The organism is Aeromicrobium sp. CnD17-E (assembly GCF_024124745.1).
GTDB lineage: Bacteria > Actinomycetota > Actinomycetes > Propionibacteriales > Nocardioidaceae > Aeromicrobium.
Genome location: NZ_JAMXRU010000009.1, coordinates 1 through 21,876, shown reverse-complemented (window position 1 = coordinate 21,876; position 21,876 = coordinate 1). Strand labels below are relative to the sequence as shown.

Genomic DNA, 21,876 nt, shown 5'->3' with positions numbered 1-21,876 from the left:
CGTGTCGGGGTGCGCCTGCGACTCGACCTCTCCTACGACGGGGCCGGCTTCCGGGGCTGGGCGACGCAGCCGGGACTGCGCAGCGTGCAGGAGACCGTCGAACAGGCCATCGCCACCGTGCTGCGCCTGGAGGAGCGGCCGGGCCTGACCTGCGCCGGCCGCACCGATGCCGGCGTGCACGCCCGCGGCCAGGTGGCGCACGTCGACCTCGACGTCGACGTCGACCCCGAGGTGCTGGCCCGGCGGCTGCGCCGACTGCTGCCCGACGACGTCGTCGTCCACCGGGTCCGCCTCGCACCCGAGGGGTTCGACGCACGCTTCGCCGCCCTGGAACGTCGCTACGCGTACCGGATCCAGGACGACCCGGCCCGCGTCGACCCGCTGTACCGCAGCACCGTGGTCGCCTGGCCGCGGGCGCTCGACGCGGCGGCGATGTCCGCGGCTGGTGGCCTGCTCGTGGGCGAGCACGACTTCGCGGCCTTCTGCCGGCGACGTGAGGGCGCGACGACCATCCGCACACTCCTCGAGCTCAGCACGGTCCGCTCCCCCGACGACGGGCTGCTCGTCACCACGGTGCGGGCCGACGCCTTCTGCCACTCCATGGTGCGGGCGCTCATGGGCGCGCTGGTCGCGGTCGGCGAGGGACGGCACCCGGCGTCGTGGGCGCGGGAGGTCCTGCTGGCCGGTGCCCGCGACCCCCGCGTCAAGGTGATGCCGGCACACGGCCTGGTCCTGGAGGAGGTCGTGTACCCCGACGACGCCGGGCTCGCCACCAGGGTCGGCGAGGCGCGACGACGTCGTGACGAGGGGCCCGGCACCCGCACGCCGTAGCCTGGGGCGGTGACGTCCCGTGCGCGCGCCCTGCGGCTCTGCCTCCCGCTCGTCGCGGCCGTCCTCGTCGCGTCGGCCTGCTCCGCGGCCGCCGACCAGGCCCCGCCCGAGGTACGGCCGTTCCCGGCCGACGCCGTCGCCGACTACCAGCTGGGCGGCGCCTACCGCCCGGCGGACGACGTCACCGTCGTCGTCCGCGACCGGACGGCTCCGGCAGACCCGGACCGGTACTCGGTCTGCTACGTCAACGCCTTCCAGACGCAGCCGGGCGACCTCGGCTGGTGGAAGAAGCACCACCCCACGCTGCTGCTGCGGCAGGGTGGACGTCTGGTGCGCGATCCCGGCTGGCCGGACGAGGTGCTGCTGGACCAGCGCACCGCGGCACGTCGGGCCGCCGTCGTCGCCGTGGTGGCGCGCTGGTTCCGCGCGTGTGCCCGCGACGGCTACGCCGCGGTCGAGCCCGACAACCTCGATGCCTGGACACGGTCGAGGGGCCTGATGACGCGCCGCCAGACGGAGGCGACGGCCCGTGCCCTCGTGCGCGCCGCGCACGACGCCGGGCTCGCGATCGCACAGAAGAACACCCCCGAGCTGGACGGCAGGGCGCTCGGCTTCGACTTCGCGGTGGCCGAGGAGTGCGAGGTCTACCGCGAGTGCGCTGCCTACACCGACGTGTACGGCTCGGCCGTCGTGGAGGTCGAGTACACCGACAACGGCCGCCGGGCCTACGCCCGCGCCTGCAAGGAGCGAGCCGGCGAGCACCCCATCCAGCTGCGTGACCGCGACGTGCTGCCGCGCGGTGCCCGCGGGCACGTCTCACGACACTGCTGAGCCGCTCCCGCGAGCCGCTGGGAGGATGGTGCGTGTGAGCGGCCACTACTTCGACGACCGTCCCGACGGACCCGACCAGCGCCGCACCGTCGCGGTCGAGGCCTGGGGACACCGGCTCACCTGCACCACGAGCACGGGCGTGTTCTCCGGCGAGCACCTCGACCACGCCACGCGGGTCCTGCTGGAGTCCGCCGACCCTCGCACGGGCACCGTCCTCGACCTCGGGTCCGGCTGGGGCCCGATCGCCTGCGCCGTCGCGGCCGCGTCACCCGCGGCGCGGGTGTGGGCCGTCGACGTGAACGAGCGGGCGCGCGAGCTGACCCGGCTCAACGCCGACGCGCTGCCGGCGGACGGCGGGGCGCGCGTCCACGTCGCCGCACCGGACGACGTGCCCGACGACGTGACGTTCGACGCGATGTGGTCGAACCCCCCGATCCGCATCGGCAAGGACGCCCTGCACGCGCTGCTCCTGCACTGGCTCGACCGGCTCGCCGACGACGGCCAAGCCCGGCTGGTCGTCGGCAAGAACCTGGGTGCAGACAGCCTGCAGCGTTGGCTCGTCGGGCAGGGCTGGCCCACCGAGCGCACGGCCAGCAGCAAGGGCTTCCGCGTGCTGACCGTGCGCCGGGGCTGAGGGCCCGACCTACTTCGACGTGATCGTCCGGGCGCGGGACGAGCCCTTGAGCAGCGAGCTCCCCGAGTAGACGGCCTTGATGGTGTGCCGGCCCTTCGAGAGTCGCGGCAGCAGCACCGTCGCCCGGCCGCGCGCGAGGGTCACGGTGGTCACGCGGCGGCGGCCGTCGTAGACCTGCACGGTGCCCGTCGCGCCCACGGGTCCGGAGACCCGCACCTTCAACGTCGCGCGCTTGGTCCGCGAGACCGACGTCCCGAGCGCCGTGGAGGTGGTGCTGGTCGACTTGCCGACGGTGGGCGTGCCGACGATCGTGTCGCCCTGGCCGGGCACCGTGACCTTGACGGCCAGCGAACGGCCCAGTGCCGAGGTGGGCACGGTGAAGGTGCGGCCGCGGCCGAGGACCTGCGTGGGGTCCCCCATGAACCACTCGTAGGCGACGTCGCTGCGGCTGGTCTGCCAGCCCTCGAAGGAGACCGTCCGCCCGACGGTGGCGGTGCCAGCGGTCCGGGGCGCGAACCGCTCGAGGTTCAGCATCCCGGTGCCGCAGCGCGACGTCGTGCAGTTCAGGTCGAACAGCCGGTAGTTCTTCCGCCCGTCGCTGACCACGACCGACGCGTACCGCTTGTCGCGGGCCGGGAAACGGCTGACGGATCGCTCGAGCGTCTCCTCGACCTTGGCGGGCGACGTCGCGCCCTGGGAGTAGAGCAGCGCCGCGGCCGCGGCGACGTGGGGAGCCGCCATGCTGGTGCCCTCGTACTGACGAGCGACGTAGCCGGTGTTCGGGCGGGTCGTGGCGGTGATCACGCTGGACCAGATGCCGCCGTGGCCCCGCCCGTCGCTCTCGTCGCTCCGGGCGTCCATGATCGTGTCGCCACCGGGTGCCGAGAGGTCGACGGTGGAGCCGGCCTGGGAGTAGTACGACCGGTGCCCCGTGCGGCTGGTCGCGCCCACCGAGATCACCCCGGGGCACGCCGCCGGGACCGAGAGGTTGGCGCTGACGTTCTTGGTGAAGCTGTCGTTGCCCGCCGCCGCGACCACGGTGGCTCCACGGGACCGCGCGAACGCCAGCGGCTTCGCGTAGGCCTTGCAGGCCTGGCGACGCTGCGCCTCCGTGCGCATCGTGCTGCCGAGCGACATGTTCAGCACCTTCGCCGGCGTCGGGTTCACGGGCGTGCCCGCGAACTCCTTGTCCTCCACCGTGCCGAGGTCGGCGCCGGCGGCCCAGTAGATGCCGTGCATGATGCCCCAGGTGTCGCCTCCGCAGTGGCCGAGGACGCGCACCGGCTGCACCCGGACGCCGGGGGCGACGCCGGCGGTGCCGCGTCCGTTGTCCGCCTTGGCCGCGACGATGCCGGCCACGTGGGTGCCGTGCCACGAGCTGGCGTAGCTCGTCCCCTTCGGCGCGCCACACTTCTTCGCCCACGTCGCGTCCATCCAGTCACCCGGGTCGGACGGGTCGGGGTCGAGGGCGTCGCCGTCGTCGGCGTTGGTGAAGGTCCCGCGGGTGCTGCACACCTGAGAGCCCGACGGGCAGACGTACTCGTCGGTCACCAGGTCGTAGCCCGGGACCAGCTGGCCTGCGAGGTCGGCGTGGTTCGCCACGATGCCGGTGTCGAGCACGGCCACCACGGTGTCGCTGCTGCCGCGCGTGGTCTGCCAGAAGGACGGGGCGCGCACGCTGTAGCCGCCCCGCGAGCGGGAGCGGTCCCAGAGGTTGTGCTGGTCGCCGAAGAACGTGTCGTCGGTCGACACGGGCGGCGTGGAGAAGGCACGGACCCGGTAGTTCGGGGTCGCGAACGTGACGTCGCTGCGCTGCTCGATCGCGTCGGCGACCTCGCTGGCCGTGTCGCCCTCGAGCGTCCCGTCGAGCTCCACGAGCGACAGGCCGCCGGCGCCGTCGACCGTGTCACGCACCGCGACGTCGGACGGGAGCGCGTCGTCGACCGCGGCCTCGACCCTCTGCGGCGACGCGGTGCTCTGCACGATGATGCCCACGGCCTCGGGCTCGACCGACGGTGCCTGCGCCTCGGCCAGCGCGGCAGTGGCGACGGGTGCCGGGTCGGTGGTCGCGGTCGGGGTCGGGGCGGCGACCGCCGCGGCCGGGAACAGTGCTGCGAGCACCGCTCCGGTGGTGAGCATGACGACTCCGGACCTGACCACGACGACTCCTCGGTGCAGACGACGAGCGCCCCCGAGTGACACGCCCGGGCCGACCCTATCGGCCCTCGGCCGCCGGTCCGACCAGTATCGGGAATCTCGTCCCGTTCCGGGACGCACGCACGAGGGCCCCCACCGCTGGTGCGGTGGGGGCCCTCGTGACGGGACCTGGGGTCAGGCCTTGGTGGTGTCCTCGTCGGTCGCACCCTCGACGGCCTCGGCCGCTGCCTCGACGTCGGCCTCGGTGGCCGGCTCGGTCTCGGCCTCCGTGGCGGGCGCACCCGCGACGACGTCGGTCTCGACCTCGGCGGAGTCGTCGGCCGCGTTCACCGCGGGCGTCTCCTCGGCCGTCGGCTCCTCGACCGGAGCCGCGCTGCTCGTCGCCGGGGCGGTCGCCTGCGCCGTGAAGGACTTCTCCTCGACGATCTCGATGACGGCCATGGGGGCGTTGTCGCCCTTGCGCGGACCGATCTTCGTGATGCGCGTGTACCCACCGGGACGGCTCGCCATGGCGGGGCCGATCTCGGTGAACAGCGTGTGCAGGACGCTCTTGTCACGCACGACCTTCACGACCTGGCGGCGGTTCGCCACCGTGTCGGTCTTGGCCTTCGTGATGAGCTGCTCGGCGTAGGGCCGCAGACGGCGGGCCTTGGCCTCGGTGGTGGTGATGCGGCCGTGCTCGAACAGCGCCGTCGCGAGGTTCGCCAGGATCAGGCGCTGGTGCGACGGGCTGCCGCCGAGGCGGGCTCCCTTGGTGGGCGTGGGCATGTGTCTGTCTCCAGGTCAGTAATACGGTCGATGAGCGAGCAGCTCAGTACTGCTCGTCCTCGGCGAAGCTGGCGTCGTCGTCGTAGGAGTCGAGGACGGCCGACGGGTCGAAACCGGCCGGGCTGTCCTTGAGGGCCAGGCCCATCTCGGCCAGCTTGGCCTTGACCTCGTCGATCGACTTCGAGCCGAAGTTGCGGATGTCGAGCAGGTCCTGCTCCGAGCGCGTGATGAGCTCACCCACGGAGTGGATGCCCTCGCGCTTGAGGCAGTTGTACGAGCGAACCGTGAAGTTGAGCTCCTCGATCGGCAGGGCGAGGTCGGCGGCGAGCTGCTCGTCGACCGGCGACGGGCCGATGTCGATGCCCTCGGCCTCGACGTTGAGCTCGCGGGCCAGGCCGAAGAGCTCGACGAGGGTCGAACCGGCCGACGCGATCGCGTCGCGCGGCAGGATCGAGGACTTCGTCTCGACGTCGATGATCAGCTTGTCGAAGTCGGTGCGCTGCTCGACTCGGGTGGCCTCGACCTTGTACGTGACCTTGAGGACCGGGCTGTAGATCGAGTCGACCGGCATGCGCCCGATCTCCTCGTCGCCGGTCTTGTTCTGCACCGCCGAGACGTAGCCGCGGCCGCGCTCGACGACGAGCTCGATCTCCAGGCTGCCCTTCTCGTTCAGCGTGGCGATGTGCAGGTCCTTGTTGTAGACCTCGACGCCCGCGGGGGCCTCGATGTCGGCCGCGGTGGCGACACCGGGGCCCTGCGCGCGCAGGTACATGACGAACGGCTCGTCGTGCTCGGAGGAGACGACGAGGTTCTTCAGGTTGAGGATGATCTCGGTGACGTCCTCGGTCACGCCTGGGACGGTCGAGAACTCGTGCTGGATGCCGTCGATCTTGATCGACGTGACCGACGCGCCCGGGATGGAGCTGAGGAGCGTGCGGCGCAGCGAGTTGCCGAGGGTGTACCCGAAGCCGGGCTCGAGGGGCTCGATGACGAACCGCGAACGGTTGTCGGCGACGACCTCTTCGGTCAGGACGGGGCGCTGTGCGATGAGCATGGAACTTCCTTTCCGGCCCTCCCGCTATTTGAAGGGCCGGCTCGGTGGAACAGGACGATCAGATCTTGGAGTAGTACTCCACGATCAGCTGCTCCTGGATGGGGACGGTGATCTGCTCGCGGACCGGGCGCTGGTGCACCAGGATGCGGCCGCGGTCGGCGTCGACGTCGATCCAGCCGGGGACGGTGTCCCGGTCGTGGGTCTCGCGCGCGACGATGAACGGCGTCGTCTCCAGGCTCTTCTGCTTGACATCGATGATGTCGTGCTTGCTGATCTGGAAGGACGGGATGTTCGTCTTCACGCCGTTGACGACGAAGTGACCGTGCGTCACGAGCTGACGCGCGTGGCGGCGCGTGCGGGCGAGGCCGGCACGGTAGACCACGTTGTCGAGACGGCTCTCGAGCAGGATGAGCAGGTTGTCACCCGTCTTGCCCGGCTTGCGGTGAGCGGTCTCGTAGTACTTGCGGAACTGCTTCTCGAGGACGCCGTAGGTGTAGCGCGCCTTCTGCTTCTCCTGCAGCTGGGTGCGGTACTCCGACTCCTTGATGCGGGCACGACCGTGCATGCCCGGGGGGTACGGACGACGCTCGAACGCGGCGTCGCCACCGACGAGGTCGACGCCGAGGCGGCGCGACTTCTTGGTGAGAGGTCCGGTGTAACGGGCCATGATTCAGACTCCTGAGTTCTTCGCGTCCGTCACAGACGACGGTGCTTGGGCGGGCGGCAGCCGTTGTGCGGGCTGGGGGTGACGTCGGAGATGGTGCCGACCTCGATGCCGACGCCGCTCAGCGACCGGATCGCCGTCTCGCGACCCGAGCCCGGGCCCTTCACGAAGACGTCGACCTTCTTCATCCCGTGCTCCATCGCCTGGCGACCGGCGGCCTCGGCCGCCATGCCCGCCGCGAAGGGCGTGGACTTGCGCGAGCCCTTGAAGCCGACGGTTCCGCCGGAGGCCCACGCGATCACGGCGCCCGAGGGGTCCGTGATCGTCACGTGCGTGTTGTTGAACGTGCTCTTGATGTGGGCCTGGCCCTGAACGACGTTCTTCTTCTCCTTGCGGCGCACCTTCTTGGCGCCGGTATTCTTCGGAGGCATCTAGATCACTTCTTCTTTCCGGCGACGGTGCGCTTCGGACCCTTGCGGGTACGCGCGTTGGTCTTCGTGCGCTGGCCGCGGACGGGCAGGTGCGCACGGTGGCGACGGCCCTGGTACGAACCGATCTCCATCTTGCGACGGATGTCGGCCGTGACCTCACGGCGCAGGTCGCCCTCGACCTGGTAGTTGGCCTCGATGTGGTCACGCAGCGCGACGAGGTGGTCGTCGGTCAGCTCGTGGACCCGCAGGTCGGGGCTGATGCCGGTGGCGGCGAGGGTGTCGGTGGCGCGGGTGCGCCCGACGCCGAAGATGTAGGTGAGTGCGATCTCGATGCGCTTGTCGCGCGGGAGATCGACTCCGACGAGGCGTGCCATGGTGGCAGTTCCTTCCGGTACGGCAGAGGTGTCGTCACCTGAGGCGCCCCGGCTGCCTCCAGGACCCGTTCCTTGGGGGTCCTGAGCCGGGCCCCGGCCTCTGCGCCGGGGGTGACCCGCCGCCCTGGTGGGCGACGGGAGCCGTCAGATGTTCAGTGTGGTCGCGGTGAAGAGGGTGCGATCAGCCCTGGCGCTGCTTGTGCCGGGGGTTCTCGCAGATCACCATGACGCGGCCGTGGCGACGGATCACCTTGCACTTGTCACAGATCTTCTTCACGCTCGGGTTGACCTTCATCGAGAAGCTCTCTCTTCTTCAGTCTGAACGTGTTCGGTGTGCAGTTGTGGCGTGCTCGACGGTGTCGTTCCCGACGTGTCGATCACTTGTAGCGGTAGACGATCCGTCCACGGCTGAGGTCGTACGGCGACAGCTCCACCACGACCCGGTCCTCGGGGAGGATGCGGATGTAGTGCTGGCGCATCTTGCCGCTGATGTGCGCCAGGACCTTGTGGCCGTTGGCCAGCTCGACCCGGAACATCGCGTTCGGGAGTGCCTCGACGACAGCACCCTCCATCTCGATGACGCCTTCTTTTTTCGCCATGGACCTCAGCTTCTCGGTTGATCGTCAGGGACGGCCCGGGCACGCGCGAGGACCCGCGACTCCGAGGAGCCGCTTCCGACGAGGGGTGAACCACGAGGGCAGGGGTCGATGCGCCCGACATAGGCCGACAGGGAAGTCTACGTCGGTCGGGGCACTCGTTTCAAATCGAGGGTCGGCGGGCTCTGGCTCCGCACCGCCGACACGCGCCAGGATGGGCCGATGAGGCTGGAGAACGTCGTCTGGGCGTGCCGCGACCCACACGCCCTGGGGCGGTTCTGGGCGGCCGCGCTGGACGCCGAGGTGCTCGTGGAGTCCGACGACCAGCTCGAGGCGCGCGTGCTGCTCGGAGCCGACGTGTTCCTCGACGTCTGCTTCGGCCCGCCCAGCGACCCGCCTCGAGGCTTTCAGCGCCTGCACCTCGACCTGCGCGGCGGTCGGGCCCAGGACGCCGTGGTGCGGCGGCTGCTCTCGCTCGGCGCGCGCCGTGCCGACATCGGACAGGGCGACGTCCCGTGGGTGGTGCTCGCCGATCCTGCCGGCAACGCGTTCTGCGTCATGGAGGACCGCGCCGCCTACGCGACGGGCACGGGCCCCGTGGCCGCGCTCCCGCTCGACAGCGCCGACCCCGACCGCGACGCGGTCTTCTGGGCCGCGATCACCGGCTGGGTCCCGACGACCGACGACCCGCACGCGCTGCAGCACCCGGCGGGAGCCGGGCCGCTCCTCGAGCTCTGCCCGGAGCCCGAGCCTCGGCGCACGCCGTCGGTGCTGCACCTCGACGTCCGACCGGACCCCGCCGACGTCGCTGCGTCGCCGACCGCGCCGCTCGACCTGGTGCGCGACCTCGGCGGCTCCGTCGTGGAGCAGCCCGCAGCAGGGCTGCCGTGGACGGTCTGCGCCGACCCGTCGGGGAACGCCGTCTGCGTGCTCGGCGTCCGCCCGCCGACGTGAACGGCGCTCAGCCGGTGTAGCGGTCGATCAGGCGCGAGAGCACGATCGCGGTGTCGGTGTGGTCGACGTTGTCGACCTCGGTGCGCACCCGCTCGAGCGCTCGCTCCAGGTCGCGCACGTCGCGTGCGACGATCCGCAGGATCGCGTCCGCCTGGCCCGACACGGTCGCCGCCGCGTGGATCTCGGGGACCTTCGCGAAGGCGGACCCGAGGGCCTCGGGCGTGATCGTGCCTCGACAGTGGACCTCCACGTACGCCTCGACCGCCCATCCCATGAGGTCGGGGTCGACCACTGCGGTGAACCCCTTCACCACGCCGTCGGCGACGAGCCGGTCGACCCGGCGCTTGACCGCCGGGGCCGAGAGGCCGACGTCGGCGGCGATCCGGGCGTAGCCGGCCCGGCCGTCGCGCACGAGGTGGTCGATGATGCGGCGGTCGAGGTCGTCCATGCACCCATCGTGCAACGAATCGCCGCCCATGGCGCCAGAACGCCAGGATCCTGCGCGAGGACGTGCAGTTTCGAACTCTCGGTCCGCACGGAGGGCGAACTACGATGGATTCGTTGCGTCGCAGGGGTGACGCCACTGACCAGGAGGTCGCCGTGACCGTGCTCGAGACCCGTCCCGCCACCCACGTCCCGGTGAGTCCCTCGCCCGCACGGCAGGTGACCCGGTCCGCCCGGACCCGTACGTACCTCATGTGCGCGCCGACCCACTTCGACGTCACCTACGCGATCAACGCGTGGATGCGACCCGGGGTGGCCGTCGACCGCCAGCGCGCCCTCGTCCAGTGGGAGGTGCTGCGCCAGACGTACAGCGCGCTGGGCCACCGGGTGCACGTGCTCGACGGGGTGCCCGGCCTGCCCGACATGGTGTTCGCCGCCAACGGCGCGACCGTCGTCGGCGGCCGCGCCTACGGCGCTCGGTTCCGCCACCCCGAGCGCGCCGCCGAGGCCGTCGAGCACGCCGCCTGGCTCCGGGGGCAGGGCGTCGCCGTCACCGACCCCACGCAGACCAACGAGGGCGAGGGCGACTTCCTCGTGCTCGGCTCCATGATCCTGGCAGGAACGGGCTTCCGGACGAGCCTGCACGCGCACGTCGAGGCGGCTCGCGTGCTCGACCGTCCGGTCGTCAGCCTGCAGCTCGTCGACCCGCGCTTCTACCACCTCGACACTGCCCTGGCCGTGCTCGACGACGGCAACGGCGACGCCCCGGCCGACATCGCCTACCTGCCGTCGGCGTTCTCCGAGCACAGCCGTCGCACGCTGCGCGAGCTGTTCCCGGACGCGGTGGAGTGCACGGAGGAGGACGCCCTCGTGCTCGGGCTCAACGCCGTGAGCGACGGACGCCACGTCGTCGTGCCCGTGCAGGCGCGCACCCTGACCCGTCAGCTCGAGGAGCGGGGCTACGTCCCGGTCCCCGTCGACGTGAGCGAGCTGCTCAAGGCCGGCGGCAGCGTCAAGTGCTGCACCCAGGAGCACCACTCCTGAGCACGGGACACGCGCCACCTCCTGTCGGCGGCGCCGTCAGGGGCGGTAGGCGTCGAGGTCGGCGGACAGCTCGGCGAACAGGGCCTCGTTGAGCCCGAAGACGAGACGCACCTCGGCGAGGACGTCCAGCCGCTCCTGCGTGGTGAGGTCGAGCGCGTCGAGGCGTTCGCGGTAGGCGTCCTTGTACGGCTTCGGCTTCGGCACGTCGACGAACGCGTAGAAGGCGAGACCGTCGTGGTCGAGGTCGAAGGTCCGAGCCAGCACCCGGCCGATCGCACGCCCGCCCGAGAGGTCGCCCAGGTACCGCGTGTAGTGGTGCGCCACGAACCGCGCAGGGTGGTCACGGGTGGTCTCGATCCGCGCGACGTAGGCGTCGGTCGCCGGCGTCGCGGCGTCGCCGGTCCCCCAGTGCGCCACGTCGTCGAGGATCGCCGACGACCGCTCCAGGGCGGGGTCGAGGACCGCGTCGACCGCCGGGTGCCCGGCGAGCGCCCGTCCTGCGGCCTCCAGCGCCGCGTACACCCGCTGCAGCCGCGCCAGGTAGTCCGCGTACCCACGGGGCGACACCCGGCCGGCGAGCAGCTCGCTCATGAAGGCCGATCCCTCCGCGGACTCGTGCTCACGTCGCGAGCCGTCGCGCAGCAGGCGCGACAACGAGGAGGTGTCCGGCTCGATGATCGTCATGTCTGCCTCTCGTCCGCCCCGACCGTCCGGGTCGGCCGACCCGTGCTCAGAGCATAGGCTAGGCAACCCTAAGGAGTCCACGGGGGTCCACGGCGTGGTCGCTCTACCTCCGCCCCTTCGACGGGGTCCGAGAGCGACCACTTCCGTCACACAGGTCCCACGCGCCCCCGAAATCCCGTACGCTGCTCGGCGTGTCGCGTTCTCGGGTGCTCTCAGCGCTGCTATCTTCCCTCGCCGCCGTCCTGGTGGCCGGGACGCTGGTCGCTGCGCCCAGCGCGCAGGCCGCCTCCACCCTGCTGTGCTCGGGCTACGCGAACTGCCTGCGCGCCGGGTACGACCACCACGGCTACGAGCAGAACCAGCGCACCAGCTACTGGAACATGTACGGCGGCACGAACTGCACGAACTACGTCGCGTACCGCCTCGTCACCACCAACGGCATGGCGAACCGACGTCCGGCCTCCGGCGTCGGCAACGCCCGCGACTGGGGCACGACGATGGCGTCCATCACCGACACCACGCCCGCGGTCGGCTCGGTCGCCTGGTGGGGCCGCACCGGCAACCACGTCGCGTACGTCGAGCGGGTCGCCTCCCCCACCGAGATCATCGTCTCGGAGTCGAACTGGGGTCGCGACTTCGACCACCGGCGGATCACGAAGTCTGGGTCCGGCTGGCCGGACGGCTTCATCCACTTCGCCGACCCGGACGTCACCCCCCGCTTCACCTCGGCCCCACGACCGACGTTCGCCGGTGCCGAGAAGGTCGGCAGCCTGCTGACCGCGCGTGCGGGCTCCTGGTCGCCGACGGCCACCCTGAGCTACCAGTGGTTCGCCGACGGGACGCCGATCCGCGGCGCCACCGCGTCGACGTACCGGTTGACCGCGGCCGAGCGCGGCCGCAAGGTCCACGTCGTCGTCACCGGACGGCGCGCCGGGTACCCGGCGACGGCCTCCACGTCGGCGCGCACGTCCAAGCCGATCGCGGCAGGCGACTTCGGCACGACCGCACGCCCGACGCTGACGGGCACCGAGCGCGTGGGCGCCCAGCTCGTCGCGTCCGCACCCACCTGGAAGCCTGCGGCCACGCTCGACTACCAGTGGTACGCCGACGACGAGATCATCCCCGGGGCCACGAGCAGCACCCTTCCGCTCGACGCCGACCTGCTCGGCCAGCGCATCGGCGTGGTCGCCACGGGCTCACGCCCGGGCTACAACACGCAGGTGCTGGAGTCCGCGACCGTGACCGACCCCGTCGCCCCAGGCGTCTTCGACCTCGCGCCGGCGCCGGTCGTCGCGGGCACGTCCGCGGTCGGGTCGGTCCTCACCGCGAGCACGGCCGCGTGGTCGCCGACGGCCACGCTCGCCTACCAGTGGTTCTCCGACGACACCCCCATCGCCGGCGCCACCACGGCGCGCTACACCGTGACTCCGGACGACCGAGGGCACCGGCTGCACGTCGTCGTCACCGGCTCGCGCACGGCCTACACGACGACGCAGGTCGCGTCCCAGCCGACGGACGCCGTCGCGCCCGGGCAGTTCACGACGACGGCGCGACCGGTGCTGTCCGGCGCGGCCCAGGTCGGCACCACGCTGCAGGTCCGCACCGACGCCTGGTCGCCGGTCGCCACCTTCACCTACCAGTGGTTCGCCGACGGGCGGCCGATCCCCGGCGCCACGGGCACCAGCTACCGCCTGACGTCGGCGGACCGCGGCAAGCGCATCCGCGTCGGCGTCACGGGCACGCGCGACGGCTACGTCACCCGCACCCTGTCGTCGAGCCGCACCACGCCCCCCGTCCAGGCGGCACCCGTGGCGTTCAGGACGGTGCACCGGCCGGTCCTCTCCGGGGCGGCCCAGGTGGGCACGGTCCTGCGGGCGAGCACGCCGGCATGGTCGCCCGTCGCGACCTTCGGCTACCGCTGGTACGCCGACGGCCGGCTCATCGCCGGCGCGACCGGCAGCGCCTACCGACCGGTGGCCGCCGACCGTGGCAAGCGGATCCACGTGACGGTCACGGGCAGCCGCAGCGGGTACGTCGCCCGCACGATCGCCTCGACCCGCACGACCGCGCCGGTCGCCGCCGCGCCACGTCGCTGAACCTCGACGGCTACGACGCGTCGTCGCCCGCGTACGGCACGCCGAGCTCGGCGAGCCGCGCACGCCCGCCGTCGACCGCCGTCAGCACCCAGGCGCCGTCGGCCGTCCAGGTGACCGTGTGCTCCCAGTGGGCCGCCCAGGACCCGTCGTCGGACACGACCGTCCAGTGGTCGTCGAGGGTGCGGGTGTCGGGCGAGCCGAGCGTGACCATCGGCTCGACGGCCAGCACGAGGCCGGGCACGATGCGCGGGCCCTTGCCGGCTCGCCCCACGTTCGGCACGTCGGGCGCCTGGTGCATGGCCGTGCCGATGCCATGTCCCGTGTAGCCGTCGGCGATCCCGTAGTCACCGGACGAGCGCACGCTGCGCTCGATCGCCTGGCTCACGTCGCCGACCCGCCGGCCGACGCCGCCGGCCGCGATACCGGCCCAGAGCGCCCGCTCGGTGTCGTCGACGAGCTGCTGCACCTCGGGGGCGACCTCCCCGACCGTGACCGTCACGGCCGCGTCGCCGTGCCATCCGTCGACGATCGCGCCGCAGTCGATGGAGACCACGTCGCCCTCGCGCAGCTCGCGGGACCCGGGGATGCCGTGCACGACCTCGTCGTTGACCGACGCGCAGATGACGCCGGGGAAGCCGGGCACACCGGGTTCGGCACCGTAGTGCAGGAAGTTCGACGTCGCCCCGTGCGCGCGGATCGTGTCGTGCGCGACCGCGTCGAGCTCGGCCGTCGTCACCCCTGGCGCGACGGTCTCGCGGACCGCCTCGAGGGCGTGCGCGACGACGAGACCGGCGCGGCGCATGAGCGCCACCTGCTCGGGTGTCTTGATCTCGATGCCGCGACCGAACACGGTCTCCCCCGGCCTCCGGTCAGAGGCCGAGTGCGGCGTCGATGCGCGCCTCGACCTCGTCGACCGTGCCCATGCCGTCGACCTCGCGCAGCAGGCCACGCTCGCGGTACACCGGCAGCAACGGCGCCGTCTCCGCGATGTAGACCTCCTGGCGGTGCCGGATGACGTCCTCGGTGTCGTCGGCGCGGCCGCTGGTCTCGGCCCGCTTCAGCAGCCGGGCGATCAGCTCCTCGTGGTCGACCGTCAGCACGAGCACGTGGTCGAGCTCGGAGCCGAGGTCGGCGAGGATCCGGTCGAGCGTCGAGACCTGCTCGAGCGTGCGCGGGTACCCGTCGAGGATGAAGGACTCGCGGGCGTCCTCCTGGGCGAGGCGGTCCTGCACCATCGCGTTCGTGACCTCGTCGGGCACGTACTCGCCCGCGTCCATGTAGCGCTGCGCGGTCCGGCCGAGCTCGGTCTGCTGCTGGACGTTGGCCCGGAAGATGTCGCCGGTCGAGACGTGCGCGCCCTCGATCCGCTGCGCGAGCGTCGCCGCCTGCGTGCCCTTGCCGGCACCGGGCGGACCCATGATGAGGAGACGAGTCACCGCAGGAACCCTTCGTAGTTGCGCTGCTGGAGCTGGCTCTCGATCTGCTTCACCGTGTCGAGGCCGACGCCCACGATGATGAGGATCGAGGTGCCGCCGAACGGGAAGTTCTGGCTGGCGCCGAGCAGCGCCACGGCCACCATCGGGATGAGGGCGATGAAGCCCAGGTACACGGCGCCCGGAGCCGTGATGCGGCTCAGGACGTACGCCAGGTAGTCCTGCGTCGGACGGCCGGCACGGATGCCCGGGATGAAGCCGCCGTACTTGCGCATGTTGTCGGCGACCTCCTCCGGGTTGAAGGTGATCGCCACGTAGAAGTAGGCGAAGAACACGATCAGCGCGAAGTACGTGATCATGTAGTACGGGTGGTCACCACGCACGAAGTGGTCGGTGATGAACACCGCGCCCGGTCCGTCGGGCCGGAACTGCGCGTACAGCGCCGGCAGGTAGAGCAGGCTCGAGGCGAAGATGACCGGGATGATGCCGGCCTGGTTGACCTTGAGCGGGATGTAGGTCGACGAGCCGCCGAACATCCGGCGCCCGACCATGCGCTTGGCGTACTGGACCGGGATCCGGCGCTGCGCCTGCTCGATGAGGATGACGGCCGCGACGATGACGAGACCGACGAGCACCACGACGGAGAACGTCGCCCAGCCCTTCTGCTCCTTGATCAGCCACATGGCGCCGGGGAACGTCGCGACGACCTGCGTGAAGATCAGGATCGACATGCCGTTGCCGACGCCGCGGTCGGTCACGAGCTCGCCGAGCCACATGATGACGGCGGTGCCGGCGACCATGGTGAGGACGATCAGCAGGAAGGCGGGGATGCTGTCGGGGCGGTAGAGCAGCTGGCCGCAGTCGACGCCGCCGAACAGCTGGCCGCTGCGCGCGAGCGCCACGATGCCGGTCGCCTGCAGGACGGCGAGCCCGAGCGTCAGGTAGCGGGTGTACTGCGTGATCTTCGCCTGGCCGGACTGGCCCTCCTTCTTGAGGGCCTCCAGCCGCGGGATGACGACGACGAGCAGCTGCAGGATGATGCTCGCGGTGATGTAGGGCATGATGCCCAGCGCGAACACGGTCAGCTGCAGGAGCGCACCGCCGGAGAAGACGTTGATGAGCGCGAAGAGGCTGCTGTTCTCGCCCTGCGAGGCGAGGTCGACGCAGCGCTGGACGTTGCTCACGTTGATGCCGGGGGCCGGCAGGGTCGAGCCGAACCGGAACAGCACGATCACGGCGAGCACGAACAGCAGCTTGCGTCGAAGGTCAGGCGTCTTGAACGCGTTGACGAAGGCGCTGAGCACCGGGTGTCCTCCTCGATCGTGGGCCCCTGGCGGGACCTCGGCGACTCTAACAGTCAGTTCTCGCAGATCGGCCGTTGCCCGGTCGTTGCACCCCGCACGTGGGGCGGGCGCCCGGGACGGGCCTCGGCCTGCGAGGGCCGGACGACGAACGACGGCGAGGTCCGGTGGCCGCTAGGGCCACGAACCTCGCCGTCGTCTCGTCAGAGCGTCATTCAGAGCTCGGTCACGCTGCCACCGGCGGCCTCGATCTTGCTGCGGGCCGAGCCGGAGAACTTGTGGGCGGTCACCTGGACGGCCACGGAGAGGTCACCCTCGCCGAGCACCTTGACCAGCTGGCCCTTGCGGACCGCGCCCTTCGCGACCAGCGCGTCGACGTCGATGGCGCCACCCTCGGGGAAGAGGGTGCCGATCCGCTCGACGTTGACGACCTGGTACTCCTCACGGAACGGGTTCTTGAACCCCTTCAGCTTGGGCAGACGCATGTGGAGCGGGATCTGTCCACCCTCGAAGCCGGCGGACACCTGGTAGCGGGCCTTGGTGCCCTTGGTGCCGCGACCGGCGGTCTTGCCCTTGGAGCCCTCACCGCGACCCACGCGGGTCTTCGCGGTCTTGGCACCGGGGGCGGGGCGCAGGTGGTGAAGCTTCAGCGCCATGTCAGTCAACCTCCTTGACGGCCACGAGGTGCGGGATGGTGTTCGCCATGCCGCGGATCTCGGGGCGGTCCTCCTTGACGACGACGTCGCCGATGCGCTTCAGACCCAGCGACCGCAGCGTGTGGTGCTGGTTCTGCGGGCGACCGATCGCCGAACGAACCTGGGTGATCTCGAGGCGCGCCATCAGACACCCACCTCGGCGGGCGCGTTCTGCGCCTCCTTGATGCCCTCGGCCTGAGCCTTGAGCAGGGCCGACGGGGCGACGTCCTCGACCGCGAGGCCGCGACGCTGCGCGACCGCCTCGGGCGACTCCAGGCCCTTGAGGGCCTCCACCGTCGCGTGGACGATGTTGATGGAGTTCGACGAGCCGAGCGACTTGCTCAGGACGTCGTGGACACCGGCGGCCTCGAGCACTGCACGCACCGGGCCACCGGCGATGACGCCGGTACCGGGCGACGCGGGACGCAGGAAGACGACACCGGCCGCCTTCTCGCCCTGCACCGGGTGCGGGATGGTGCCCTGGATGCGCGGGACGCGGAAGAAGTTCTTCTTCGCCTCCTCGACACCCTTGGAGATCGCCGTGGGGACCTCCTTGGCCTTGCCGTAGCCGATACCGACCTGGCCGTCACCGTCGCCGACGATCACGAGGGCGGTGAAGCTGAAGCGACGACCACCCTTCACGACCTTGGCGACACGGTTGATCGTGACGACCTTCTCGATGTAGTTGGACTTGTCGCCGCCGCGGTCGCCTCGACCACCGCGACGGTCTCCGCCTCCGCGGCGGTTACCACTCTGCTGGGCGCTCATGCGGCACTCCCCATGTCGTAGTTGTTCGTCTTGGTGGACATCAGAACTCCAGCCCACCCTCGCGCGCGCCGTCGGCCAGGGCGGCCACGCGACCCGCGTAACGGTTGCCCGCGCGGTCGAAGACGACGGCCTCGATGCCGGCAGCCTTCGCCCGGTCGGCGACGAGCTCGCCGACCTTCTTCGCCTTGGCGGTCTTGTCGCCGTCGAAGGCGCGCAGGTCGGCCTCGAGGGTCGAGGCCGAGGCCAGCGTGTGTCCCTCGAGGTCGTTCACGACCTGGGCCACGATGTGCTTGCTGGAGCGGGTCACGACGAGACGAGGACGCTCGGGCGAGCCGTGCAGCTTCTTGCGACCACGGATCTGGCGACGCGCGCGCGACGTGGCGCGGGCGGAGCGACCCTTGGACTGCTTGATGGAGACGGCCATCACTTACCAGCCTTTCCAGCCTTGCGCAGCACGCGCTCGCCGGCGTAACGGACACCCTTGCCCTTGTAGGGCTCGGGCTTGCGGATCTTGCGGATGTTCGCGGCGACCTCGCCGACCGACTGCTTGTCGATGCCGATGACCGAGAACTTGGTGGGGGCCTCCACGTTGAACGTGATGCCCTCGGGGGCCTTGACGATCACGGGGTGGCTGAAGCCGAGCGCGAACTCGAGCTCCGTCGGGCCCTTGGACAGGACGCGGTAGCCGACGCCCACGATCTCGAGCTTCTTCTCGTAGCCGTCGGTGACGCCGACGACCATGTTGCTGATGAGCGTGCGGCTCAGGCCGTGGAGGGCCTTGCTGCGACGCTCGTCGTCGGGACGCTGGACCTCGAGGCTGCCGTCCTCACCACGGTTGACCGTGATGGGCTCGGCGACGCGGTGCGAGAGCTCGCCCTTGGGGCCCTTGACGCGGACGTCCTGACCTTCGATGGTGACCTCGACGCCGTTCGGGACGGCGACGGGAAGCTTGCCGATGCGCGACATGTGTGTGCTCCTCCCTCACCAGACGTAGGCGAGGACTTCTCCGCCTACACCCTTGGTCGTGGCCTGACGATCAGTCAGCAGGCCCTGGCTGGTCGAGATGATGGCGACGCCCAGTCCACCGAGCACCTTCGGGAGGTTCGTGGACTTGGCGTACACCCGCAGGCCCGGCTTGCTGATGCGGCGGATGCCGGCGATCGAGCGCTCGCGCTGGGGGCCGTACTTGAGGGTCACGTGGAGGGACTTGCCCACCTCGCCCTCGGCGGGCTCGACGACCTTGTGGTCGGTGATGTACCCCTCCTGCTTCAGCAGGGCGAGCACGCCCTCCTTCAGCTTGGAGTAGGGCGCCGACACGTCGTCGTGGTACGCCTGGTTGCCGTTGCGGATCCGCGTGAGCAGGTCCGCGATCGGGTCGGTCATGGTCATGTGGTGTTTCCGTTCCTGCCGTGGTTTCGCATCCCGTCCCCGGGCCCGGGGTTCCGGACGGGTGAGGGAGGACCTGCGACGGTCGTGGTGGAAGGGGTGGTGGTCAGCGGCTCGAGGCCGACGAGGTCACCAGGAGGACTTGGTCACTCCGGGCAGCTCGCCGCGGTGGGCCATCTCGCGCAGGCAGATCCGGCACAGGCCGAACTTGCGGTACACGGACTTCGGACGGCCGCAGCGCTGGCAGCGCGTGTAGCCACGGACCGCGAACTTGGGCTTGCGGGCCGCCTTGATCTTGAGGCCGGTCTTCGCCATGTCAGTTCTCCTTGAAGGGGAAGCCCAGCTGCTTCAGCAGCGCGCGACCCTCGTCGTCGTTGGTGGCGGTGGTGACGATGGTGATGTCCATGCCCCGCGACCGGTCGATCTTGTCCTGGTCGATCTCGTGGAACATGACCTGCTCGGTCAGACCGAACGTGTAGTTGCCGCGGCCGTCGAACTGCTTGCCGTTGAGACCGCGGAAGTCGCGGATACGGGGCAGCGCCAGCGTGAGCAGACGGTCGAGGAACTCCCACATGCGGTCGCCGCGCAGCGTGACGTGCGCACCGATCGGCATGCCCTCGCGCAGCTTGAACTGCGCGATGGACTTGCGAGCCTTGGTGACCTGCGGCTTCTGGCCGGTGATCGCCGTGAGGTCGCGGATGGCGCCCTCGATGAGCTTGCCGTCGCGGGCAGCCTCGCCGACACCCATGTTGACGACGATCTTCGTCAGTCCGGGCACCTGCATGACGTTCGCGTGGTCGAACTCCTCGCGCAGCGCCGGGAGGATCTCCTCGCGGTACTTGGCCTTCAGCCGCGGAGCGGTGGTCGTCTCGGCCATGCTCAGATCTCCTTTCCGGTCTTGGAGGACACGCGCACGGAACGCTGCGCCTCGTAGCTGGAACCGTCGGGACGGTTCTTGGTGACGTCGTCGCGGCGGTGCGAGACGCGCGTCGTGGTCTTGTCGCCGTCGACGTCGACGACGAGCATCACGTTGGAGACGTGGATGGGGGCCTCACGCGTGATGATGCCGCCCTGCGTGCCGTCGGCACCGGCGCGGGTGTGGCGCTTGATGCGGTTCACGCCCTCGACGATGACGCGCTCACGCTCGGCGAGCACCTCGATGACCTTGCCCTCGACGCCCTTGTCGGCACCCGCGATGACCTTGACCTGGTCACCCTTGCGGATCGACAGCGTTCGCTTGTTGCTGGTCATGTCAGAGCACCTCCGGGGCGAGCGAGATGATCCGCATGAACTTCTTGTCGCGCAGCTCGCGGCCCACGGGGCCGAAGATGCGCGTTCCACGCGGGTCGCCGTCGGCCTTGAGGATGACGGCGGCGTTCTCGTCGAACTTGATGTACGAGCCGTCCGGACGGCGGCGCTCCTTGACGGTGCGCACGACCACGGCCTTGACGACGTCGCCCTTCTTGACGTTGCCGCCGGGGATGGCGTCCTTGACGGTGGCGACGATGGTGTCGCCGATACCGGCGTAGCGTCGACCCGAGCCGCCGAGCACGCGGATGCAGAGGATCTCCTTCGCACCGGTGTTGTCGGCGACCTTGAGTCGCGACTCCTGCTGAATCATCTGTCTCTCACTTCGCCTTCTCGAGGATCTCCACGACGCGCCAGCGCTTGGTGGCCGACAGCGGGCGGGTCTCCTGGATGAGCACACGGTCGCCGATGCCGGCCGCGTTGGCCTCGTCGTGCGCCTTGAGCTTCACGTTGCGTCGCAGCACCTTGCCGTACAGCGGGTGCTTCACGCGGTCCTCGACGATGACGACGACGGTCTTGTCCATCTTGTCGCTCGTGACGAGGCCCTCGCGCACCTTGCGGTAGTTGCGGGTGGTGTCGGTGTTCGTGGTCACGGTGTCCTTCTCGCTGGTGCTCATGCCTCGACCGCCTCGATGATGCCCAGCTCGCGCTCGGTCAGCACCGTGTAGATGCGGGCGATCTCGCGGCGGACCGTCTTCAGACGAGCCGTGTTGTCGAGCTGTCCCGTGGCGTTCTGGAAGCGCAGGTTGAACAGCTCTTCCTTGGCCTCGCGCAGCTTGGTCTCCAGAGCCTCGGCATCGAGGCCGCGCAGCTCTGCGGCAGTGGTCTTCGCAGCCATGCTCAGAACCCTCCCTCGGTGTCGCGGGTGATGAAGCGCGCCTTCATGGGCAGCTTGTGGATGGCGCGACGCATCGCCTCGCGCGCGACGTCCTCGGAGACACCCGAGAGCTCGAACATGACGCGTCCGGGCTTGACGTTCGCGACCCACCACTCGGGCGAGCCCTTGCCGGAGCCCATGCGGGTCTCGGCCGGCTTCTTGGTCAGCGGGCGGTCGGGGTAGATGTTGATCCACACCTTGCCGCCACGCTTGATGTGACGCGTCATGGCGATACGAGCGGACTCGATCTGACGGTTGGTCACGTAGTGACCCTCGACCGCCTGGATGCCGAAGTCGCCGAACGCCAGCTCCGTGCCGCCCTTCGCCATGCCGCGGCGCTTGGGGTGGTGCTGCTTGCGGTACTTGACCCTACGAGGCATCAACATCAGGACTGCCCTCCTTCGGTGGCAGCGCCGGCGCCGGCCGTGGCGGGAGCCTCGGCGGCGGGAGCGGCCTGCTCGGCCTGGGGAGCACCCTGGCCGGCCTGGTCGTCACGAGCGGGACGGCGCCCGCGCTGGGGGCGACGGCTGCCGGGGGCGGCGGCGC

General features: G+C 70.6%; 32 protein-coding genes. 6 read left to right on the top strand and 26 right to left on the bottom strand.

Features of this window, described 5'->3' with window-relative positions; all coding sequences use genetic code 11:
• The first annotated feature begins 9 nt into the window (after window positions 1–9).
• Genes truA through NH339_RS03670 form a run of 3 tightly spaced genes read left to right on the top strand, consistent with a single transcriptional unit; the run spans window position 10 to window position 2,296 of the window.
• Window positions 10–831: a tRNA pseudouridine(38-40) synthase TruA gene (gene truA, locus NH339_RS03680; RefSeq protein WP_253022630.1), complete on the top strand. Its 822-nt coding sequence runs from the start codon at window positions 10–12 to the stop codon at window positions 829–831.
• Between the two features lie 9 nt (window positions 832–840).
• Complete coding sequence (locus NH339_RS03675) at window positions 841–1,662, top strand: endo alpha-1,4 polygalactosaminidase (RefSeq protein WP_253022628.1); 822 nt, start codon at window positions 841–843, stop codon at window positions 1,660–1,662.
• Window positions 1,663–1,696: 34 nt separating this feature from the next.
• Window positions 1,697–2,296 (top strand): class I SAM-dependent methyltransferase, encoded by a 600-nt coding sequence (locus tag NH339_RS03670; protein WP_253022626.1) that lies wholly within the window; start codon window positions 1,697–1,699, stop codon window positions 2,294–2,296.
• A gap of 9 nt (window positions 2,297–2,305) precedes the next feature.
• On the opposite strand, the gene NH339_RS03665 is transcribed toward NH339_RS03670, so the two are convergent.
• The 8 genes from NH339_RS03665 to infA form a co-directional block, all read right to left on the bottom strand.
• Window positions 2,306–4,456 carry a S8 family serine peptidase gene (locus NH339_RS03665; protein WP_253022624.1) on the bottom strand — a complete coding sequence of 717 codons (2,151 nt, stop codon included), beginning with the start codon at window positions 4,454–4,456 and terminating at the stop codon, window positions 2,306–2,308.
• 171 nt (window positions 4,457–4,627) lie between these two features.
• Complete coding sequence (rplQ, locus tag NH339_RS03660; RefSeq protein WP_253022622.1) at window positions 4,628–5,221, bottom strand: 50S ribosomal protein L17; 594 nt, start codon at window positions 5,219–5,221, stop codon at window positions 4,628–4,630.
• A gap of 43 nt (window positions 5,222–5,264) precedes the next feature.
• The gene (locus tag NH339_RS03655) at window positions 5,265–6,275 is read right to left on the bottom strand and encodes a DNA-directed RNA polymerase subunit alpha (protein ID WP_253022620.1); all 1,011 of its coding nucleotides are present in this window, start codon (window positions 6,273–6,275) and stop codon (window positions 5,265–5,267) included.
• 58 nt (window positions 6,276–6,333) lie between these two features.
• Complete coding sequence (rpsD, locus tag NH339_RS03650) at window positions 6,334–6,942, bottom strand: 30S ribosomal protein S4 (RefSeq protein ID WP_253022618.1); 609 nt, start codon at window positions 6,940–6,942, stop codon at window positions 6,334–6,336.
• A 29-nt stretch (window positions 6,943–6,971) separates the two neighbouring features.
• A complete protein-coding gene (rpsK, locus tag NH339_RS03645; RefSeq protein WP_067859747.1) occupies window positions 6,972–7,370 on the bottom strand; it encodes a 30S ribosomal protein S11 in 399 nt (132 codons plus the stop codon).
• A gap of 5 nt (window positions 7,371–7,375) precedes the next feature.
• Complete coding sequence (rpsM, locus tag NH339_RS03640) at window positions 7,376–7,744, bottom strand: 30S ribosomal protein S13 (protein ID WP_067859750.1); 369 nt, start codon at window positions 7,742–7,744, stop codon at window positions 7,376–7,378.
• A gap of 181 nt (window positions 7,745–7,925) precedes the next feature.
• Window positions 7,926–8,039, bottom strand: coding sequence for a 50S ribosomal protein L36 (gene rpmJ / locus NH339_RS03635; protein WP_008361054.1), 114 nt, complete (start codon window positions 8,037–8,039; stop codon window positions 7,926–7,928).
• 82 nt (window positions 8,040–8,121) lie between these two features.
• Entirely contained in the window at window positions 8,122–8,343 is a 222-nt protein-coding gene (gene infA, locus NH339_RS03630) for a translation initiation factor IF-1 (protein ID WP_007078610.1), read from the bottom strand.
• Window positions 8,344–8,562: 219 nt separating this feature from the next.
• Between infA and NH339_RS03625 the strand changes: the two genes are divergently transcribed.
• Window positions 8,563–9,294, top strand: coding sequence for a VOC family protein (locus tag NH339_RS03625; protein ID WP_253022604.1), 732 nt, complete (start codon window positions 8,563–8,565; stop codon window positions 9,292–9,294).
• A 7-nt stretch (window positions 9,295–9,301) separates the two neighbouring features.
• Here the strand turns inward: NH339_RS03625 and NH339_RS03620 are convergent, their stop codons facing one another.
• On the bottom strand, window positions 9,302–9,742 hold the full coding sequence (locus tag NH339_RS03620) for an Lrp/AsnC family transcriptional regulator (protein WP_253022602.1): 441 nt from the start codon (window positions 9,740–9,742) through the stop codon (window positions 9,302–9,304).
• Between the two features lie 152 nt (window positions 9,743–9,894).
• On the opposite strand from NH339_RS03620, the gene ddaH reads away from it, so the two are divergent.
• A complete protein-coding gene (gene ddaH, locus NH339_RS03615; protein ID WP_253022600.1) occupies window positions 9,895–10,782 on the top strand; it encodes a dimethylargininase in 888 nt (295 codons plus the stop codon).
• A gap of 36 nt (window positions 10,783–10,818) precedes the next feature.
• Here the strand turns inward: ddaH and NH339_RS03610 are convergent, their stop codons facing one another.
• The gene (locus tag NH339_RS03610; RefSeq protein ID WP_253022598.1) at window positions 10,819–11,466 is read right to left on the bottom strand and encodes a heme oxygenase (biliverdin-producing); all 648 of its coding nucleotides are present in this window, start codon (window positions 11,464–11,466) and stop codon (window positions 10,819–10,821) included.
• Window positions 11,467–11,657: 191 nt separating this feature from the next.
• Between NH339_RS03610 and NH339_RS03605 the strand changes: the two genes are divergently transcribed.
• Window positions 11,658–13,562, top strand: a complete 1,905-nt coding sequence (locus NH339_RS03605) for a CHAP domain-containing protein (RefSeq protein ID WP_253022596.1) — start codon at window positions 11,658–11,660, stop codon at window positions 13,560–13,562.
• A 10-nt stretch (window positions 13,563–13,572) separates the two neighbouring features.
• On the opposite strand, the gene map is transcribed toward NH339_RS03605, so the two are convergent.
• The 16 genes from map to rplP all read right to left on the bottom strand — a co-directional run bounded on the left by map (window position 13,573) and on the right by rplP (window position 21,716).
• On the bottom strand, window positions 13,573–14,412 hold the full coding sequence (gene map, locus NH339_RS03600) for a type I methionyl aminopeptidase (protein ID WP_308207026.1): 840 nt from the start codon (window positions 14,410–14,412) through the stop codon (window positions 13,573–13,575).
• A gap of 19 nt (window positions 14,413–14,431) precedes the next feature.
• The gene (locus tag NH339_RS03595) at window positions 14,432–14,998 is read right to left on the bottom strand and encodes an adenylate kinase (RefSeq protein WP_308207025.1); all 567 of its coding nucleotides are present in this window, start codon (window positions 14,996–14,998) and stop codon (window positions 14,432–14,434) included.
• Window positions 14,995–16,299 (bottom strand): preprotein translocase subunit SecY, encoded by a 1,305-nt coding sequence (gene secY / locus NH339_RS03590; protein WP_067859763.1) that lies wholly within the window; start codon window positions 16,297–16,299, stop codon window positions 14,995–14,997. Before secY ends, NH339_RS03595 begins: the two co-directional genes overlap by 4 nt.
• 212 nt (window positions 16,300–16,511) lie before the next feature.
• The gene (rplO, locus tag NH339_RS03585) at window positions 16,512–16,952 is read right to left on the bottom strand and encodes a 50S ribosomal protein L15 (protein ID WP_253022584.1); all 441 of its coding nucleotides are present in this window, start codon (window positions 16,950–16,952) and stop codon (window positions 16,512–16,514) included.
• Between the two features lies 1 nt (window position 16,953).
• Window positions 16,954–17,136 (bottom strand): 50S ribosomal protein L30, encoded by a 183-nt coding sequence (rpmD, locus tag NH339_RS03580; RefSeq protein WP_067859767.1) that lies wholly within the window; start codon window positions 17,134–17,136, stop codon window positions 16,954–16,956.
• Window positions 17,136–17,759 (bottom strand): 30S ribosomal protein S5, encoded by a 624-nt coding sequence (gene rpsE, locus NH339_RS03575; RefSeq protein ID WP_253022582.1) that lies wholly within the window; start codon window positions 17,757–17,759, stop codon window positions 17,136–17,138. Before rpsE ends, rpmD begins: the two co-directional genes overlap by 1 nt.
• Window positions 17,760–17,799: 40 nt before the next feature.
• Window positions 17,800–18,183, bottom strand: coding sequence for a 50S ribosomal protein L18 (rplR, locus tag NH339_RS03570; RefSeq protein WP_253022580.1), 384 nt, complete (start codon window positions 18,181–18,183; stop codon window positions 17,800–17,802).
• Window positions 18,183–18,725 carry a 50S ribosomal protein L6 gene (gene rplF, locus NH339_RS03565; protein WP_067859773.1) on the bottom strand — a complete coding sequence of 181 codons (543 nt, stop codon included), beginning with the start codon at window positions 18,723–18,725 and terminating at the stop codon, window positions 18,183–18,185. The genes rplR and rplF overlap by 1 nt, the downstream gene beginning before the upstream one ends.
• A gap of 15 nt (window positions 18,726–18,740) precedes the next feature.
• Entirely contained in the window at window positions 18,741–19,148 is a 408-nt protein-coding gene (gene rpsH, locus NH339_RS03560; RefSeq protein WP_253022578.1) for a 30S ribosomal protein S8, read from the bottom strand.
• Window positions 19,149–19,274: 126 nt separating this feature from the next.
• On the bottom strand, window positions 19,275–19,460 hold the full coding sequence (locus NH339_RS03555) for a type Z 30S ribosomal protein S14 (protein ID WP_067859778.1): 186 nt from the start codon (window positions 19,458–19,460) through the stop codon (window positions 19,275–19,277).
• Window position 19,461: 1 nt separating this feature from the next.
• On the bottom strand, window positions 19,462–20,022 hold the full coding sequence (gene rplE / locus NH339_RS03550; RefSeq protein ID WP_067859780.1) for a 50S ribosomal protein L5: 561 nt from the start codon (window positions 20,020–20,022) through the stop codon (window positions 19,462–19,464).
• Between the two features lie 2 nt (window positions 20,023–20,024).
• The gene (rplX, locus tag NH339_RS03545; RefSeq protein WP_253022576.1) at window positions 20,025–20,396 is read right to left on the bottom strand and encodes a 50S ribosomal protein L24; all 372 of its coding nucleotides are present in this window, start codon (window positions 20,394–20,396) and stop codon (window positions 20,025–20,027) included.
• A gap of 1 nt (window position 20,397) precedes the next feature.
• Window positions 20,398–20,766, bottom strand: a complete 369-nt coding sequence (gene rplN / locus NH339_RS03540; protein ID WP_056209423.1) for a 50S ribosomal protein L14 — start codon at window positions 20,764–20,766, stop codon at window positions 20,398–20,400.
• Between the two features lie 7 nt (window positions 20,767–20,773).
• The gene (gene rpsQ, locus NH339_RS03535) at window positions 20,774–21,070 is read right to left on the bottom strand and encodes a 30S ribosomal protein S17 (protein WP_253022574.1); all 297 of its coding nucleotides are present in this window, start codon (window positions 21,068–21,070) and stop codon (window positions 20,774–20,776) included.
• Complete coding sequence (gene rpmC, locus NH339_RS03530) at window positions 21,067–21,291, bottom strand: 50S ribosomal protein L29 (protein ID WP_067859792.1); 225 nt, start codon at window positions 21,289–21,291, stop codon at window positions 21,067–21,069. The genes rpsQ and rpmC overlap by 4 nt, the downstream gene beginning before the upstream one ends.
• Before the next feature lie 2 nt (window positions 21,292–21,293).
• Entirely contained in the window at window positions 21,294–21,716 is a 423-nt protein-coding gene (gene rplP, locus NH339_RS03525; protein ID WP_067859795.1) for a 50S ribosomal protein L16, read from the bottom strand.
• Window positions 21,717–21,876 lie beyond the last annotated feature (160 nt).